The 16,772-nt window shown below is 70.2% G+C and carries 14 protein-coding genes; 3 read left to right on the top strand and 11 right to left on the bottom strand.

Annotated elements, in window-relative coordinates; all coding sequences use genetic code 11:
• Nucleotides 1-15: 15 nt before the first annotated feature.
• Nucleotides 16-2,316 (top strand): lipase family protein, encoded by a 2,301-nt coding sequence (locus tag AOZ06_RS48060; RefSeq protein WP_218921901.1) that lies wholly within the window; start codon nucleotides 16-18, stop codon nucleotides 2,314-2,316.
• A gap of 32 nt (nucleotides 2,317-2,348) precedes the next feature.
• Here AOZ06_RS48060 and AOZ06_RS48065 read toward each other — a convergent pair whose 3' ends face one another.
• A complete protein-coding gene (locus tag AOZ06_RS48065) occupies nucleotides 2,349-2,918 on the bottom strand; it encodes a TetR/AcrR family transcriptional regulator (protein WP_054295480.1) in 570 nt (189 codons plus the stop codon).
• A 57-nt stretch (nucleotides 2,919-2,975) separates the two neighbouring features.
• Between AOZ06_RS48065 and AOZ06_RS48070 the strand changes: the two genes are divergently transcribed.
• A complete protein-coding gene (locus AOZ06_RS48070) occupies nucleotides 2,976-3,860 on the top strand; it encodes an alpha/beta fold hydrolase (protein WP_054295481.1) in 885 nt (294 codons plus the stop codon).
• On the opposite strand, the gene AOZ06_RS48075 is transcribed toward AOZ06_RS48070, so the two are convergent.
• The 9 genes from AOZ06_RS48075 to AOZ06_RS48115 form a co-directional block, all read right to left on the bottom strand.
• Complete coding sequence (locus AOZ06_RS48075; RefSeq protein ID WP_063810244.1) at nucleotides 3,832-4,614, bottom strand: class I SAM-dependent methyltransferase; 783 nt, start codon at nucleotides 4,612-4,614, stop codon at nucleotides 3,832-3,834. The two genes, AOZ06_RS48070 and AOZ06_RS48075, sit on opposite strands and share 29 nt — an antisense overlap.
• Nucleotides 4,615-4,625: 11 nt before the next feature.
• Nucleotides 4,626-5,900, bottom strand: coding sequence for a glutamate mutase L (locus AOZ06_RS48080; RefSeq protein ID WP_054295483.1), 1,275 nt, complete (start codon nucleotides 5,898-5,900; stop codon nucleotides 4,626-4,628).
• A gap of 132 nt (nucleotides 5,901-6,032) precedes the next feature.
• On the bottom strand, nucleotides 6,033-7,544 hold the full coding sequence (locus AOZ06_RS48085; RefSeq protein ID WP_054295484.1) for an amino acid permease: 1,512 nt from the start codon (nucleotides 7,542-7,544) through the stop codon (nucleotides 6,033-6,035).
• A gap of 82 nt (nucleotides 7,545-7,626) precedes the next feature.
• On the bottom strand, nucleotides 7,627-8,550 hold the full coding sequence (locus AOZ06_RS48090) for a cation diffusion facilitator family transporter (protein WP_054295485.1): 924 nt from the start codon (nucleotides 8,548-8,550) through the stop codon (nucleotides 7,627-7,629).
• A 109-nt stretch (nucleotides 8,551-8,659) separates the two neighbouring features.
• Entirely contained in the window at nucleotides 8,660-9,871 is a 1,212-nt protein-coding gene (gene manA / locus AOZ06_RS48095) for a mannose-6-phosphate isomerase, class I (protein ID WP_054295486.1), read from the bottom strand.
• A gap of 17 nt (nucleotides 9,872-9,888) precedes the next feature.
• Nucleotides 9,889-10,983, bottom strand: coding sequence for a hypothetical protein (locus tag AOZ06_RS48100; protein ID WP_417999924.1), 1,095 nt, complete (start codon nucleotides 10,981-10,983; stop codon nucleotides 9,889-9,891).
• A 5-nt stretch (nucleotides 10,984-10,988) separates the two neighbouring features.
• The gene (locus AOZ06_RS48105; protein ID WP_054295488.1) at nucleotides 10,989-11,198 is read right to left on the bottom strand and encodes a Trm112 family protein; all 210 of its coding nucleotides are present in this window, start codon (nucleotides 11,196-11,198) and stop codon (nucleotides 10,989-10,991) included.
• 30 nt (nucleotides 11,199-11,228) lie between these two features.
• Nucleotides 11,229-12,578 (bottom strand): phosphomannomutase/phosphoglucomutase, encoded by a 1,350-nt coding sequence (locus AOZ06_RS48110; protein WP_054295489.1) that lies wholly within the window; start codon nucleotides 12,576-12,578, stop codon nucleotides 11,229-11,231.
• Nucleotides 12,579-12,628: 50 nt separating this feature from the next.
• Nucleotides 12,629-12,988 carry a DUF3499 domain-containing protein gene (locus AOZ06_RS48115; protein WP_192781904.1) on the bottom strand — a complete coding sequence of 120 codons (360 nt, stop codon included), beginning with the start codon at nucleotides 12,986-12,988 and terminating at the stop codon, nucleotides 12,629-12,631.
• Between the two features lie 167 nt (nucleotides 12,989-13,155).
• Here AOZ06_RS48115 and AOZ06_RS48120 point away from each other — a divergent pair, with 167 nt between their 5' ends.
• Entirely contained in the window at nucleotides 13,156-13,560 is a 405-nt protein-coding gene (locus tag AOZ06_RS48120; RefSeq protein WP_054295491.1) for a metallopeptidase family protein, read from the top strand.
• A 32-nt stretch (nucleotides 13,561-13,592) separates the two neighbouring features.
• Here the strand turns inward: AOZ06_RS48120 and AOZ06_RS48125 are convergent, their stop codons facing one another.
• The gene (locus AOZ06_RS48125; protein ID WP_063810245.1) at nucleotides 13,593-16,745 is read right to left on the bottom strand and encodes a glycosyltransferase; all 3,153 of its coding nucleotides are present in this window, start codon (nucleotides 16,743-16,745) and stop codon (nucleotides 13,593-13,595) included.
• Between the last annotated feature and the right edge of the window lie 27 nt (nucleotides 16,746-16,772).

Genomic DNA, 16,772 nt, shown 5'->3' on the forward strand with positions numbered 1-16,772 from the left:
GGAGTCGCCTTGTTGATGCCTGGATCCGACACGCGGGTGGTGGAGCTGCGCGTGCACGGAATCATGGGCACGACCGCGGAATCCCTGGTCGGAGCGGTCGCCGCGGTCGACGTCGCCGGTGACGGCGTCGGCCGGATCGTGCGGCCTGCCGACCGGTTGCGCAGGCCCGGACCTGGTCCGATGCTGCACACGGACGGGCGTTCGGTGCCGAGGACCATCGAGGGTTACCTGTGGAGCGGGATGACGTCCGGCGGTGTCGGCAAGTCCACCTGGGCGCTGCTGTTCCCGTTCGTGCTGGCCAACATGGCGCACTGGATGCTGCCGCCGGTGCCGCACGACAACCGGCCCGCGGCGGCGTTGGGCCTGGTGGGGCGGTCTTTGCTGCGGCTGGCGGCGCTGCTGCTCACTGTGCTCTTCGTCACGCAGGTCGCCGTGGTCAGCCTCGATCTGCTGGCCGCGCAGTGCCTCGCGCCCGGTTCGCCGTGCCTGTCCTCGGTCGTGCCGGACTGGCTGCGGGAGTTGCGCGGTTTTCGAGCGATCGCCGGGTTGCTGCCCGCGACGCTGGTCGTGCTGGTGCTCGGCCGGGTCTCGGCGGTCACGTGGCGGGTGAACGCGCCGCCGTTGCCCAGTCCGGTGCCGGGAAACCGGCCGCGGCGGATGCCCGGCGCGAACCTGGTCGCCGACCCGGACACGCCCACGTTGCGCGCGCTGCACACCGTGGCGGGGCTCGCGGTGCTGGCGTTGCTCCCGGCCGGCGGGCCGTTCGCGGCTTCGCCGGTCGTGACGACGCAGTGGCTGGTCGGACTGTCCGTTTTGGTGCTTGCCGCGCTCGGTGTGCTGTTGCTCGACGATCCGACGGGCGCGTCACCTCATCGCGCGGGCCGCTGGCTGCGACTCGCATTGGGCAAGGTCACGCGCCGCGTGCTGCTGATCGTCAGCGTGTTGCTGGTGCTCAGCACGGCTGTCACGCAGGACCGGTTGCCCACCCGGCTCACCGGCACCGACATCACCATCGAGGGCACGGCCGCCGCGCTCGTGGTCGTGTGCGTGTTGTTCGGCCTGGTGGTGATGCCCGCCGCGTGGATCGCGCGGCGGGAGTTCTGGGCGGAGCAACCGCACGAGCTGCGGCCGTGGGCCGGTGGCTGGATGTCGCCGATCATGCTGGTCATCGCCGCGTTGCTGGGCGGCGGGTTCGGCGCGGGCATCGCGATCGCGGTGCGGAAACTGCTGGGCAGCCAGGGTTTGCAGCTGCCGTCCGGCTACGAGCCGGTGACGCTGTTGTGGGGCGTGTCCGCGGCTTTCGCGCTGCTGATCGGCCTGCTGCTCGGCGCGATCACCGGTGTGCACAGGTGGCGCAACGACCGGCGGGGCGCCCAGCCCCCGGAAAGCGGGCTGCTGCACGCGGACGCGCCGCCCACGGATCAGTCGACGGCGACTCGTGCCTGGCGCAACGGGCGTTTCCAACGCAACCACCTGCACCACGTGCTGGTGGCGTGTGGGACCGCGTTGGCAGCGGGCGCGGCTGTGGCGATCTGGATGCGGTTGCGCGACTTCGGGCCGCCGGAGTGGATGGGCCTGTTCTCCGCGGTCGGCGTGTTCAGCCTGGGTTTCCTGGCTGTGGCGCTGATGCGTGCCGTGTACCAGGCGATCAGGCGCCCGGAGCTGGCCAGGACGCTGGGTGTGCTGGCTGATCTGGCGTGTTTCTGGCCCCGGGAGTCGCATCCGTTCGTGCCGCCGTGTTACGCGCTGAAGGTGATCCCCGAGCTGACCGAACGCGCCGCGAAGCACTTGGAGGATCCGAGAACGCGTGTCGTGATCACCGGGCACAGCCACGGGAGCTTGATCGCGATCGTCACCGTGGCCCGGTTGATGGAGACACTGCCGCCGACGGCCCGTGAACGCGTCGGTCTGGTCACGGCGGGTTCTCCTTTGCAGTGGGCGTACTCGCGGGCGTTCCCGAGTGTCGTGCCGCACCGGTCGTTGGCGGAGTTGCACGGTGAACTCGACGGTCGTTGGCGCGCGTTGTGCCGTGGCACCGATCCGTTGGGCGGCGCTGTGACGACGTGGCGCAGGCAGGTGTACGACTCGAAGATGATCGGGATGGGGTTCCGGCCGGACGGCAGTTCCGGTCCGCTCAGCCCGGCCAAAGCGGGTGAGTCGGGCGCGCTCGTGCTGGGCAGCGACCACTGGTTGCCGGATCCGCAGTTGCAGGCCGTGCCAGGTTTGCGCTGGTCACCGGGTGTCCGGCGGCACAGCGACTACTACGCCGACCCGGAGTGGGACGAAGCCGTCGCGATCGCCGCCGGCCTGGCCTAGGTGTTCTGTATCGACGCGACGGAGGCGCGGGATCAGCCGAGTTTGGCCAGCTGGTAGTTCAGCGTCGCTTCGGCCGACTCCGGTGTGTGGTGGCCGAGCAGCAGTCCCGACGCCAGGCCGTCGACCAGCGCCAGCAGAACGGTGGCCTCCTGGGCGGGATCGAGGTCCACGGCCATCTCGCCGCGCTGCTGGGCGGCGACGATCTGATCGGTGACGGCTTGGCGCAGGCCGGTGTTGCCGCGCTCGAACCGCTCGGCCATCGCCGGGTCACGCAGCGCGCGGAAGAAGAAGGCGTTGGCGACCAGCATCTCCGTGCGGCTTTCCTCGTCGACTGGGAGGAACGCCAGCAGGATGGCCCGCAGCTGCCCGGACCCGGCCCGTGCCGCGATCCGCTGCTCGACGCGTTCCCGCAGGTAGGTCGTCGCATGCAGGAGCATCTCGCCCTTGCTGCGGAAGTAGTGCTGGACAAGGCCTTTCGACACGCCTGCCTCGGCGGCGACCTGGCCGAGGCTGACCGCTTCGAGCCCGTCGCGGCTGGCGATCCGCCAGAGCGCGTCGATGAGCTGCCTGCGGCGCTGGTCGTGGTCGACGATCTTGGGCACACCTTGATAATACGATCGGATTGCGAAAACCGCGAGTCCCTTTTACAATCCGTTCGTATGGGGACAAGCCGGTTCACCTCACCGCAGGCACAGTCGGACTACTACCGCGCCTACGACGCCGGGCTGCGCACGTTGCCGCCACCGGCAGGCGAGCACGATGTCGAAACCGACTACGGAATCGCGAAGGTGTACCGCTTCGGCGACGCCGACGGTGAACCGATCGCGCTGCTGCCGGGACGCGCGGGCACGCCGATCATGTGGCGTGCCGACCTGACCGGGTTGATGGAGCACCACCCGGTGTACGCGATCGACCCGATCGGCGAGGCCGGGCGCAGCACCCAGACCGCGTCGATCGACACCACCCAGGACCACGCGCGCTGGCTCGACCAGACGCTCGACCGCCTCGAACTGGGCCGCGTGCACCTGGTCGGCGTTTCCTTCGGCGGCTGGCTCGCGGGCAACCTCGCCGTGTGGAAATCCAGCCGGCTGGCCTCGGTGAGCGTGCTGGATCCGGCGAACACGTTCGGCCGTTTCCCGCCGACGCTGATCATCCGTTCCCTGCTCGGCATGCTGCCCGTGATCTCGCACTGGGCCCGTCCGGCGTTCATGCGGTGGATCTCCGGCAGCGACCGGATGCCCGAGAACGACCCCGTCTCCGATGTGATCGCGGCAGGCCTGCACCACCACCGGGTCCGCACCGCCATGCCCGCGTACTTCCGCGACGAGCAGCTGCGGTCGATCTCCGTGCCGATGCTGGCGCTGATCGCGGGCCGCAGCGTCATCCACCACCCCGCCGCCGCCCACGCACGCGCCCAGCGGCTGGTTGCGGGCATCCAGGCCGAGCTGTGGCCGGACGCCACCCACTCGATCTCCGCCGAATCACCCGTCGAGGTCAACGAACGGGTGCTGCGGTTCATCGCGGCTTGTGCGCCCACGCCGTGAGCAAGCCCATCCCCAACTCGCTGAAATCCGGGCTGCGCATGGCTTCCAGCGCCGCGTCGACGGTCTCGTCGTCGAGCAGGCCGTCCGCGACCACACGGCCGCGCAGGTGCTGGAAGTTGAGCTGGAAGAACTCGCCCGCAGCGGACGTGCTGGTCACCGATGGCTGGTACATCTCCACTCCGACGTCCACCAAACCCGCTTGCCGCAACAACTCCGGATAGCGCAGGCCCCACTTGCCGTCGGTGCCGATGGACCGTTCCAAGCCGCGCCAGTGCTTGTCCATCATCCTGCAGAACGGGCTGTCCGGCGGACCGGTCACCACGGGCGCCTCGAACGCTTCACCGAGCACGAGCCAGCCACCTGGCGCGACCAGGTCGACGAGGCGGCGCAGCACCTCCTCGCGGTTGCGCAGGTGCATCAGCACCAACCGGCAGTGCACCAGGTCGAATGTGCCGAGCCCCAGGTCACCGGTCACGTCGGCCTCGACGACCCGCACGGTCGGGAACACCTTCGGCAGGTTCGTCAGCAGCCGGGTGTCCACGTCCAGTGCGATCACCTCGGCGCACACCTCGGCCAGCCAGCCGGAGATCCGGCCGAGTCCGGCGCCGACGTCGAGACACCGCATGCCCGGCCGGGCCAGTTGGGCCAGGCGGGAACGGGTGGCCGGGTCGAACATCCGCGACAGCGCGTCAAGGCGCATCGCCTCGAGGTCGTTACCCGCCCCGAAAACCGTGTCCCCGTATAACTCAGTCACGACACCCGAAGCTACTCAGCGCCGTCCAACGTGGTCAACAGCTTCCGGGCGACCGCACCTTTCCCGTCCGCCGCGAGCAGCCCGGCAGGTGCGAGCACGTAGTCACGGTCCACCACGATCCGTGCTTCCCGGATCGCGGGCCGCAGCACGGGATCACTGCGCAGGACGTCGACGACCGGGCCGATGTCGCCGGCGTGCCGGAAGACACCGCCGGACAGCACGAGCAGACCGGCCCCGCGTGGGCCCAGCTTGCCGTCGACGAGCCGGAGGTGGCGGCGGACGGCGACGACCGCGGCCAGCCCGGCGAGCCGAAGGTCCACAGCGGACTCTTCAGCGGTGTCCGGCACGAAGCCGACCGCCGACGACCTGCGCCGCGCGAACTCCGCGAGCCCGTCCACCGCAAGGCGTTCCGCCTCGGCCTCCGCGACGATCCCCAACGCGGACCACCGCATCCCGATGTCACCTTCGACCGTGCGCCGGTCCTGCGGCAGAGCAACCGCGCGGTCCTGTTCGTCATGTATGGACACAGCCGAGTAGACGTCCGTCGTCGCGCCGCCGACGTCCACGACGAGAACAGCGTCCTCACTGGCCAGCTGCGACACGCCCGCGAGCACGGCGTCCGGCGTCACCGCACGGACCATGTCACGGAACTTCCGGCCGCGCGACAAGCCTTTGCCGCCGATCACGTGATTCAGGAACACCTCGCGGATGGCCGCACGCGCCGGGCCCGGTTCGAGCTCGCCCACATCCGGCAGCACGTTCGCGGTCGGCACCACCGTGCGCCCGGCGAGCACTTCGAGCGCTTCCAGCCGCGCGCTCTGGTTGCCCGCGAACACGATCGGCGGCCGGATCCGGTTACGGGCCAACGCCGCCGCGTTGTGCAGCAGGACTTTCGCGTCACCGCCGTCGGTTCCGCCGACCAGCAGCACGACATCCGGTTCCTCAGCACGCAACGCGCGGATACCGGCGCCGTCGAGCTCGCCCGCCGACACGTGCACGACTTTCGCGCCCGCGGACAACGCCACCCGATACCCGGCTTCGGCGCTGATCAGCCGTTCGTGCCCGACGACGGCGAGCCGCAGCCCACCACCGGCCGACGAGCAGACCAGGACCTCGTCGGCGTGGCCGAGCTGTTTGAGCACAGCGTTGACCCCGTCGAGAACTTCCGGCGGGGTCGTCGCGTGCTGTGCCGTGGCCAGGAGCGCGCCGTCGTCGCCGACGAGCGCGCCCTTGGTCCACGTCGAACCGACATCAAGACACGCGATGGGCTTTGTCGCGCCGGTCATTGACGCCCCGCAGCACGCCCGGCGCCGCCCCAGCACCAGCGACCGGATGGCACTGAGCGGTGTCGGCCGCGTGGGGCGGGGTGGAAATGACCGGCTTTGGCGACAAAGCCCGTCCTCGCGCAGCGAGGACGATCAGACACTGTCGGCATCTTCCTTCATCCGCTTGCCCAGCAACGAGTTCCGGCGGCTGTACACGAAGTACACGACCACGCCGAGCACCATCCACGCGAGGAACCGCAGCCAGGTCAGCACAGACAGGTTGAGCATCAGCCACAGGCAGGCGAGGATCGCCAGGATCGGGATCACCGGCACCCACGGCACGCGGAAGCCGCGCTTGAGGTCGGGCCGGCTCTTGCGCAACACCCACACACCGGCCGAGACCAGGATGAACGCGAACAGCGTGCCGACGTTCACCATCTCCTCGAGCTTGTCGGCCTCGAAGAACGTCGCCGCGATCGCCACCAGGAACGAGACCAGCATGGTCGCCCGGCCCGGCGTGCCGAACTTGCTCGTCTTGGCGAGGCCGCGCGGCAGCAGACCGTCACGCGACATCGCGAACAACACACGCGTCTGGCCGAGCATCAGCACCATCACGACCGTGGTCAGGCCGGCGAGGGCACCGATGGAGATGATCGTCGCGGCCCAGTCCGAGCCGTTGACCGCGAACGCGGACGCCAACGTCTTGCGACCGGCGGGTTCCGCACTCGTCGCCAGCTCCTTGTACGACTGCATGCCCACGACCACAAGGGAAACCGCGACATACAGGACGGTCACGATGGCCAGCGAACCGAAGATGCCGCGGGGCACGGCGCGCTGCGGGTCCTTGGTCTCCTCCGCGGTCGTGGCGACCACGTCGAACCCGATGAAGGCGAAGAAGACCAGGCTCGCCGCGGCCAGGAAACCGAACACGCCGTACGTGCTCGTCGCGCCACCGGCCAAGGTGGAGAACAACGACTGGTCCACTCCCGTCGCGCTGGTCGCGGTCGGCGGCGCGGAGTCCGGGATGAACGGCGCGTAGTTGGCCGACTTGACGAACGACAACCCGTAGAAGATGACGAACAGCACGATCGCCACCTTGATACCGGTGATGACCAGGCTGACTCGTGAGGACAGCTTGGTGCCGACGGTCAGCAGCGTGGCGAGCACGACGATGAGCAGCAGTGCGCCCCAGTCGACGTGCAGGCCGAAGATCGTGGTCGTGGTGGTGAAGCCCTTGCCGAAGACGTAACCGCCCACCACCTGGAGGTATGCCGACCACCCCTTGCCGACAGCGGCGGCGCCGACCGCGAACTCCAGGACGAGGTCCCACCCGATGATCCACGCGATGAACTCGCCGAAAGTGGCGTAGGAGAACGTGTAAGCGCTCCCAGCCACCGGGACGGTCGAAGCGAACTCGGCGTAGCACAAGGCAGCCAGCGCACACGCGACCGCCGCGAGCACGAACGCCAACGCCACCGACGGGCCGGCCAGGTCACCGGCGGCACGCGCGGTCAGCGTGAAGATGCCCGCACCGATGACGACCGCGACACCGAAGACCGTCAGATCCCACGCTGTGAGGTTTCTGCGGAGTCTGGTATCCGGTTCGTCCGTGTCCGAGATCGACTGTTCGACGGATTTCGTCCGCCACAAGCCAGTTCCTGGCACCGTTGCCTCCTCACCACGCGCCCCGACAGTGCGTGGGAGGAGCCTACGGCGTGCCGATCACGATCGGGTGCAGGAGGTCGCCTCAGCTGGTCGCGGCGGTGCTGCGGTCGAGGTCCGGTTCGATGTAGATCAGCCGCGCCGCCGGGACTTTGGCGCGCACGCGGTGTTCGGCGTCGTCGATCGCCTGCGCGACCTCCTCGACCGCGAGGCCGCTCGTCATCGAGACCTTCGCCGCGACGAGCAGCTCGTCCGGGCCGATGTACTGGGTCTTGATGTGGATCACGCGCTCGATCCGGCCTGCGGCGAGCTCGTCGACGATCAGGTCCAGTTCGCGCGGGGTGGCGCCTTCACCGATCAGCAGGCTCTTCATCTCGATGATCAGGATGATCGCGATCACGCCGAGCAGCACACCGATCATCAGCGTGCCGACCGCGTCCCAGACCGGGTCGCCGGTCACGGTCGCCAGGCCCACGCCGATCAGCGCGAACACCAGGCCGAACAGCGCACCGGCGTCTTCGAGCAGGACCACCGGCAGCTCCGGCGTGCGCGACTGCCGGATGAACTGCCACCAGGTCACGTCGCCCTTGATCAGCCTGGACTCCACGATCGCGGTCCGGAAGCTGAGGCTCTCCAGGATGATCGCGACGACCAGGATGACCACCGCGACGATCGGCGACGACAGCGCCTCGGGTTCCTGGATCTTGTGGATGCCCTCGTAGAGCGCGAACGCCGAGCCGAGGGTGAACAGCATCAGCGCGACGATGAACGAGTAGAAGTACCGGTCACGGCCGTAGCCGAACGGGTGCTCGATGTTGGCCTTGCGCTTCGCGGTCTTCTGCCCGAGCAGCAGCAGGCCCTGGTTGGACGTGTCGGCCACCGAGTGCACGGACTCCGCCAGCATCGACGACGACCCCGTGATGAGGAAGCCGACGAACTTCGCAACGGCGATGCCCGCGTTCGCCAGCAAAGCGGCGACGATGGCCTTGGTTCCGCCCCCTGCAGACACGTGCCCTCCCAGATGCGTCCGGATTGTCCGGTCGAACCCTAAACCACGCCAGCTCAGACCTCGTGAGTGGTCAGGCCGGTTAGAACCGGACCAACCACTCACGAGTGGTTCAGTCGCCCGCGGTGGCCCGGAACACCTGGGCAGGCGCGCCCTCCACCGGGATGACCTGGACGTCGGGGTTGCACGCGGGCAACCACGCCGACTGGCCCCTGCCGAGCTCGACCTTGTTGCCGTCCGCCTCCAGCAGCCGCACGGCTCCCGCCGTGCACACGAGGATCTGCGGGCCCCGGCAGACCAGCTCGACCGGTTCGCGTTCGTCCTTGCTCCACTCCAGCCTGGACAGCTCGAACTCCGGTGCGGGCGTCGGGTACTGCCACATCCGCGCCGCGACCGGCGTACCGCTCAGCACGGGCATCTCACCGCAGCTGAAGTCCAGCACGCGCAACAGTTCCGGCACGTCGACGTGCTTGGGCGTCAGGCCGCCGCGCAGGATGTTGTCCGAGTTGGCCAGGATCTCCACGCCGGTGCCGTGCAGGTACGTGTGCAGGTTGCCCGCGGGCAGGTAGATCGCCTCGCCGGGGGCGAGCACGATGCGGTTGAGCAGCAACGCCGCCAGCACGCCCGCGTCGCCCTCGTGGGCCTCGCCGAGCTCCAGGATCGTGCGGCAGACCAGGTCGTACTCGCCGTGTTCCTTCACGTGCAGCACGCAGGCGTCCAGCAGTTCCGGCAGCAGCACGTCCAGCGAGGTCTGCGGCAGCGTGATCCACGTCGTGAACAGCGCGCGCAGCCCGGCGGAGTCCGGCTGGCCCTCCAGCAACGACGTGTACGGCGCGAGACCCGGTGTCTCCAGGGTGCGCAGCAGGCGGACGGTCTCGTGCGGGTCGCGGAAGCCCGCGAGCGCGTGGAACTCCGTCAGCGCGCAGATCAGCTCCGGCTTGGCCGTCGGGTCCGGGTAGTTGCGGTTCTTGGCGTCCCTGGCGATCCCGGCGGCTTCTTCGCGCTCGTGGCCCTCGCGGGCCTGCTCGGCCGACGGGTGGGCCTGCATGCTCAGCGCCTCTTCGGCGGCGAGGATCTTGAGCAGGAACGGCAGCCGGTTGCCCCAGCGGTCCGCGCACTGGGTGCCGAGCTGGCCAATTGGATCGGCGTCGACGAGTTCGAGCAGTGACTGGCCGCTTTCGACGCGTGACGGGTCGCCGGGGTGCGCGCCCATCCACAGCTCCGCCTCGGGGTGCGGCGCCGGTACCGGCCGCCCCAGCAGCTCGGCGATGGTCGTGCGCGACCCCCACGCGTAGGGCCGCACAGCGTTGCGCAGCAACTCCACTCTCAAACTCTCCCTAGTCAGACGCCAGCGGAGGCGTACCGGCCCGACCCGCCGATCGTCCCGGCCGCGAGGCCGAGATACAGCGCCGCGAGCTCGAAGCGCAGCGCGAGGACTGCCGCTCTGGTCGGCTCGTCCGCGCCGACCTCCTCAGCGGGCACCAGTACGTCCGCACCCGGCAGCGTGTCCGCGGCCATGGTGCGTGCCGCGTCCGCCACCGGTCCGGAACTGATCGCCAGCAACTGCACCCGCAGCATGGCTGTCGGGTCGCCGACGAAGTCGTCCGGATCGTCGAAGATACCCTGACCGGACGTCGACCTGACGGCCGCCCGGTGCAACGCGAACCGGGTCTGCGCGTCGGCGTAGGAGCCGGCGTCGCAGACGAACCCGGCATGCGCGGCGAGGACGTGCCGGGCGTGTGCCGCCACCGCTGTCGCCGCCGGGTCCAGTCCCCACAGTAGCGGGACTCGGTCGGACAGGCGCAGAGCCAGGGATTTCGCCGGGTTGACGAACGACTCGTGCGCCGGGTGGCCCTTCTCCGCCTCCTTGTCCAGCTCGTCGGCGAACCGGTCCATGTCGGTGCGCAGCAGGCCCATGGTCGTCAGGCTGAGCAGAGCGGTCGCGAGCGCCCTCGGGAAGGCGAAGCCGGGTGGCACGGGCACGCGGGGCGGCAGCAGCAGCGCGCGGCCCGCGCCCGCGGCCGCCACCGGGCCGTCCTGCGGTGCCGTGACCACGACTGTGGCGCCGAACCGCGTGGCGCGGCCGATGGACTCGGCGAGATCGCGGTCACCGGGGTCCTCTGTGTGCGTGATCACCACGTCCAGCGGGCCGACCCAGCCGGGCACCTGGTCGGTGACCACCACCGGCACCGGGCACGCCGGGCCGAGCAGCGCCACCAGCAGGTCCGCGAGCGCGCCGCCGAGACCCGGCCCGGTCACGATCAGCAACGCGCGGGGGCGGACGTCGGCAAGCACCCTGTCGACGCCGATCTCCGCCGCGATCTCGACGACCGACCGCACCTGGGCACCGGCCTGCGCCGCGGCGCGCAGCAGGCCGTCGCTGTCGGCTTCCGACAGCCGGGCGGGGTCGTCGAGCAAGGAGTCGTCAGTCGTCACCGGACTCACTCGTCCGCGGTCTGTGATTCCGGTCGCGTGGCCTCGTCCAGCAGCAGCACCGGGATGCCGTCGGTCACCGGGTACTGGCGACCGCACGAGGTGCACGTGAGCACGTCGGCGTCCGGGTCGTCCGGGGTGCCGGGGCGCAGCGCCGCGTGGTCTTCGGACGGGCAGGCGAGGATGTCGAGCAACTGCGGGTCGAGCTGTACGGCCACGGGTCCTCCTTTTCCTGCTTCCAGTGTGGCCTAACCGCGGACGATGGCGAGCACCTCGTCGCGCAACGCGGCCACCGCGGCGTCGTCCGCGGCTTCGATGTTGAGCCGGAGCAGCGGTTCGGTGTTCGATGGCCGCAGGTTGAACCAGGCGCCGGTGGGGAGCTCGACGGTGAGACCGTCCAACTCGTCGATCGTGACGCCGTCCTTGGCCGAGTAGGTCTCCTTGACCGCGGCCAGCCTGGCCTTTTGGTCGTCGACCGTGGAGTTGATCTCGCCGGACGCGGCATAGCGCGCATACGCGGCCGTGATCTCCGACAGCGGGCGGTCCTGCTCGCCCAGCGCGGCCAGCACGTGCAGCGCGGCCAGCATGCCGGTGTCGGCGCGCCAGAAGTCGCGGAAGTAGTAGTGGGCCGAGTGCTCGCCGCCGAAGATGGCGTCGGTCTTGGCCATCTCCTGCTTGATGAACGAGTGGCCGACGCGGGTGCGGACCGGCTTGCCGCCGTGCTCGGCGACGATCTCCGGCACGGCCTTGGACGTGATCAGGTTGTAGATGATCGTCGCGCCCGGGTCCTTGGCCAGCTCGCGCGTGGCCACCAGCGCGGTGATGGCGCTCGGCGAGACCGGGTCGCCGTTCTGGTCGACCACGAAGCAGCGGTCGGCGTCGCCGTCGAACGCCAGCCCGGCGTCCGCGCCGACCTCGCGGACCTTGGCCTGCAGGTCGACGATGTTCTTCGGGTCGAGCGGGTTGGCCTCGTGGTTGGGGAACGAGCCGTCGAGCTCGAAGTACATCGGGATGATCTCGATCGGCAGGCCGTCGAAGACCTTCGGCACGGTGTAGCCGCCCATGCCGTTGCCCGCGTCCACCACGATCTTGAGCGGGCGGATGGCCGAGAGGTCCACGAGCTGGCGCAGGTAGCCGGCGTACGCGTCGAGCATGTCGCGCTGCTCGACCTCGCCCGGTGCGGCGCCGTTCTCGGGCATGCCGAGTTCGACGTCGCGCTGGATGTCGGCGAGCCCGCTGTCCTGGCCGACCGGCGCGGCGCCCGCGCGGCAGACCTTGATCCCGTTGTACGCGGCGGGGTTGTGGCTCGCGGTGAACATCGCGCCGGGCAGGTTCAGGTTGCCGGAGGCGAAGTAGAGCATGTCGGTGCTCGCCAGGCCGATGCTGACGACGTCGACGCCCTCGCGCGTCACGCCCTCGGCGAACGCGCCGGACAGGCCTGGTGACGAGTCACGCATGTCGTGACCGATGACGACGGCCGGGCCGCCGACCAAGCGCGCGAAGGCGGCGCCGATCTCACGGACCACGTCGGCGTCGAGCTGCTCGCCCACCAAGCCGCGGATGTCGTATGCCTTGAAGATGGCGGACAGGTCACGCACAAGGTCTCCCGGGGGTCGGATCGTCCTGACCCGGGAGCCTATTAGGTCAATTACTCGGCGACGGGATCGGGCAGGACCCGCAGGTGGCCGCGCCGCCCCGAACCCGCGTTCACGTCGGGCGCGTCGACGGGCCGGTCGGGCCGCCCGGCCTCGCGCACCGCCTCGGCGAGGGCGGTCAGATCGTCATGGGACGGCTCCGGCGCGGCGAATTCGCCGTCGTACCTGACCACGTCCCAGCCCCGTGGGGCGGTCAGCCGCATCGCGTGCTCTTCGCATAGGTCGTAGCTATGCGGTTCGGAGTACGTCGCGAGCGGGCCGACTACAGCGGTGGAGTCCGCATAGGCGTAGGTCAGCGTCGCGACGGCCGGATTCACGCACCCGGTCCGCGAACAACGCCGCACATTCCGCACGATCGTGGACGATAGCGCGTTTCTCCTCGGCAGGCAGCCAGGCACACCGGCGACACGCCCCCAGTACCCTGTTTGTCCTAGAGGTATGTCATGGAGGTGCTTGCAAGGTGGTCACGCCCCGTCGCCGGTCGTCAGCGCGTCGCGGACGGGATCGGCATGGTCGTGGCATGCGCGGGCCGCTGTACCCGTCGACGCTCCCTGCCGCGAGCACTCGCGCGGAGAAGTTCGACGCGCTCGTGCTCGACGCGCTCGAGCCCATCGAGGCACGGTGGCGCACCGAGCTGACCAAGCTGGACGTCGCGGTCGACGATGTCCCGGAGATCGAGGCAGCCGGTTCCCCGCCGCAGGACGGCGTGCTGGCCGACAGCGGCGTCCCGCTTGCCCGTCTGGTGCCCGCGGGCATGGACCGGCGCGGAAACCCCACGAGCGCGCGGATCGTGCTCTACCGGCGGCCGTTGGAGGCCCGTGCGAAGGACAGCGCGGAGCTGGCGGACCTCGTGCACGACGTGTTGGTCGAGCAGGTCGCGAACTACCTGAGCGTCGACCCGGACGCCATCGAAGGCGGCTCGTGAGTGTTTCGGCCGGTTAGAACCGGACTAACCACTCACGAGGTCTTTCTGCGGCTGGGGATGGCGGTCAGGAGTGTGAACAGCAGGGCCGCGCCCTGGATCAGCAGCAGGAACGCGCGCAGGCCCGAGGAGTACTCCACTCGGATGTCCGCCGAGCGCGCGGGCACGGCGACGCCGACGAGGTTGCCCCACGCACGGACCACGGGCACTTGGCGGCCGTTGACGTCCGCGCGCCAGCCCGGTTCCTCCGCGGCTGCGATGACCAGCAGGCGTCCTTCCGATCCGTCGGACACGCGGACGGCGGCCTCGGGCGGTCCCGCGTCGACGGGCACGATCCCGCCCGCACCAAGCGTAGTCGGCGGGTTGCCGCCAGTAACCGCCTGCTTGGCCGGTTCGGGGGCCAGCAGGACGGCGCGGCCCGCGGCGGGCTGCAGCCGGAACACCGGCCGTCCGTCCGAAGTGGACGTTGTCGGCGAGACCAGGTCACCGGCCGCGGCCCGCAAACGGGTGCCCGCGGCCTGATCAGGCAGCACCACGAACAGCACACCGGCGGTCGCCGCCGCGGCGGCCGCGGCCCTGGCCACCTCCGGCACGTCCGAGCGGAAGTCGTTGTCCCAGCGCTGGATCCGGGTACGGGCCGAGGCCACCGGGATGAGGTCGTCGTCGCCGAACTGCGGCATCCGGCCCGCCGCCTGCCGGGCCGGCTCGTCGCCACGCGCGAGCACCAGCACACCGCGCCCGGTCTCCGCGAGCTCACGCGCGGGCGTCGCACCCAACCGGGCGCCGTCGCCCGCGGTCACCGGCCCGTCACGGCCGAGCAGGACCGCACCGCCCGCCAGGACGGCGAGCGCGCCGGCGCCGACGGCCACGGCCGGACGCGGGCGAGGCGCGGACCCGGCCAGCGCCCACAGCAGCCCCCAGCCGACCACGATCAGCGGCGTCCCGAGCCAACCCTGTTGCGGCGCACCGCCACTGACCGGAGCCATCGGCACGAACCGCACGAGCGCGACGGCCGCGATCCCGAGCACGAGCAGTCCCAAACCGGGCAACGATCCACGCCCCGGCTGGACGACGAGCCCGATCAGCACCACAACGGCGACCACGATCATGAGCACGAACGAGCCGAAATCCGCGCCCGGCGGCACCCACGCGCCGACTCCGTGCACGACGATGCCCGGGTTCTGGATCAGCACGGCCGGCCACGGCAGCAGCAAAGCCAGTGGCAGCAACACGATCGCGAACAACGCGGCGGCACGGCGCCTGCCGTCCCCGCGCTGCCCGCCGACGAGCACGAACCCGCCGAGCGCGCACGCCAGGACGATCACGTGCACCAGCGGCGAGAACGCACCGATCACGGCGAGCCCGAGCGACGACCCGGCGGCGACCGACAGCCACGACCGCGACGCCCCCGCCAGCACGGAAACGATCCCGGAAACCACCAGTGGCAGCAGGATGTGCACGACGACGGCGTCCAGCCTGCCCTGCGACACCGCTGCGACCGCGGGCGGCAGCAACGCGTACACACCGGCGACGACAGCGCGAACACCGCGCCGCACAGCCATTTTCCGAGTCGCGAGATAAGCACTCAGCCCGGCCAGCGGCAGGTCGCCGAGCAGCAGCAGGCCCGCCTTGCCGCCAAGGATCCCCAGTACCGCAAGGGCCGCGGGCGCAGGCGAGGCCGTTCCGCCTGATACGGCGTGCCATCCGGCGAGGTACTCCGCCCAGAGGTCGGTCGCGGGCAGCAGCCTGCCCCCGCTCATCGACAGGCCCAGCCGGTCGGAGTTGACCACGAGTCCGACCGCGACCAACGCCAGCACCAGCAGCACCGGTGGCGCCAGGAGGATCTGTTTGAGCACACGGCCGCGATCGACTTGGACGAGCAGGACTTCCGGTTGCGGCGCCGGGCTGCCGTCCCGCGGCACGGGCGACGGGCGGGGGCGCGGACTGGGCCGCCTGACCTTCGGTCCGGTGCCGAACTTCGGAATGACCGGGACCGACACCGCGACCGCCGCCGGCGGGCGGCGCAGCCCGGCGGCTCGGCGGACTTTGTTGCGGCCAAGGGCACCCGCCGGGAGCGCGTCCGGACCGATCGGGCGGTGCAGGTCCTCCGGCGGCACCCAGACGTTGCCCGGCGCCTCCCCCAGCGCCGCGTCGGCTTCCACCCTGCGGCGCACGAGGTACGTGACCGCCCCGCGGAACGTGTTGCGCAGCCGCGTGAAGCGACTGGTGAACAACCCGCGCACACTGCTGTTGGGTCCGAGTTCCCGCCGGTCACGGCGTCCGCGCAGCAGCCTCATCCGGCCGCCCAGCAGACGGCCTGCCGCGACGAATTCGGCACGCGCCCGTGAAATGCGGCGGATCAGCAGGAATCCGAGCGCGCGCAGCAGGCTCAGCACAACCAGGCGGGGAACGCCGACCAGAAACGAAATCAACGCCGAATTCACGAGGAATGTGCGTATCCCGTTCGCCCTTGACCGCACATTCTCGGCGCGTCGCGCCCGGGCGTGTCGAATCCGTGCGGCTGGCACGCACAATGCGACGACTCCGGACCGATTGGCCCGCCACCCGAAATCGATGTCATCAAACAGACCGGGAACGGCCGAATCGAAACCGCCGAGCCGTTCCCACAGCTCACGGCGTACCAGCAGACCCGACGACGGGACCGCGAGCACTTCGCTGCTCTGCTCGATCTGGTTGGCCCTGACCGCCTCACCGGAACCGATGCCGGTCTGCCGGTGGCCGGACGCGTCGGTCGACAAACCGGCTTCGACGACCAGCCGCTGCTCGTGCCAGTCGACCGCGACCGGGCCGAGCACACCGGCCGACGGCGACAGTTCCGCCGCCGTCAGCAAGGTGCCGAGACAATGTTGGTCGGGCGCGCTGTCGTCGTGCAGCAGCCACAGCCAGCCGCCGGGATCGCCCCAGCGCTCCTTGCCGTACGCAAGCGCTTGCGAAACGGCGTCACCGAAACTCGCCGCCCGGTCGAGCGTGATCACGCCGTCGAGAACGTCTTCGCTGGCAGCGAGCAGTTTCGCCGTGCCGTCCAGCGAGCCGGTGTCGACCGCGACCACGTGCCGGGGCATCGGCGTGCTGCGTCGCAACGCCGACAACGCCAGGCGCAGCCACTCCTCGCCGTCGTGGCAGACCAGGACCGCGAACACGGGCACAGTCCTGAGCTGTGGGCGCACCGGCTACCTCCGTCGGCTCCTACTCCT

The sequence above is a fragment of the Kibdelosporangium phytohabitans genome (assembly GCF_001302585.1).
GTDB classification, from domain to species: Bacteria; Actinomycetota; Actinomycetes; order Mycobacteriales; family Pseudonocardiaceae; genus Kibdelosporangium; species Kibdelosporangium phytohabitans.

Coding starts and splice junctions, on each gene's coding strand:
- AOZ06_RS48060 (WP_218921901.1), top strand. CDS start 16: ATGCCTGGATCCGACACGCGGGTGGTGGAGCTGCGCGTGCACGGAATC.
- AOZ06_RS48080 (WP_054295483.1), bottom strand. CDS start 5,900: ATGACCGGCGCGACAAAGCCCATCGCGTGTCTTGATGTCGGTTCGACG.
- AOZ06_RS48070 (WP_054295481.1), top strand. CDS start 2,976: ATGGGGACAAGCCGGTTCACCTCACCGCAGGCACAGTCGGACTACTAC.
- AOZ06_RS48120 (WP_054295491.1), top strand. CDS start 13,156: ATGCGCGGGCCGCTGTACCCGTCGACGCTCCCTGCCGCGAGCACTCGC.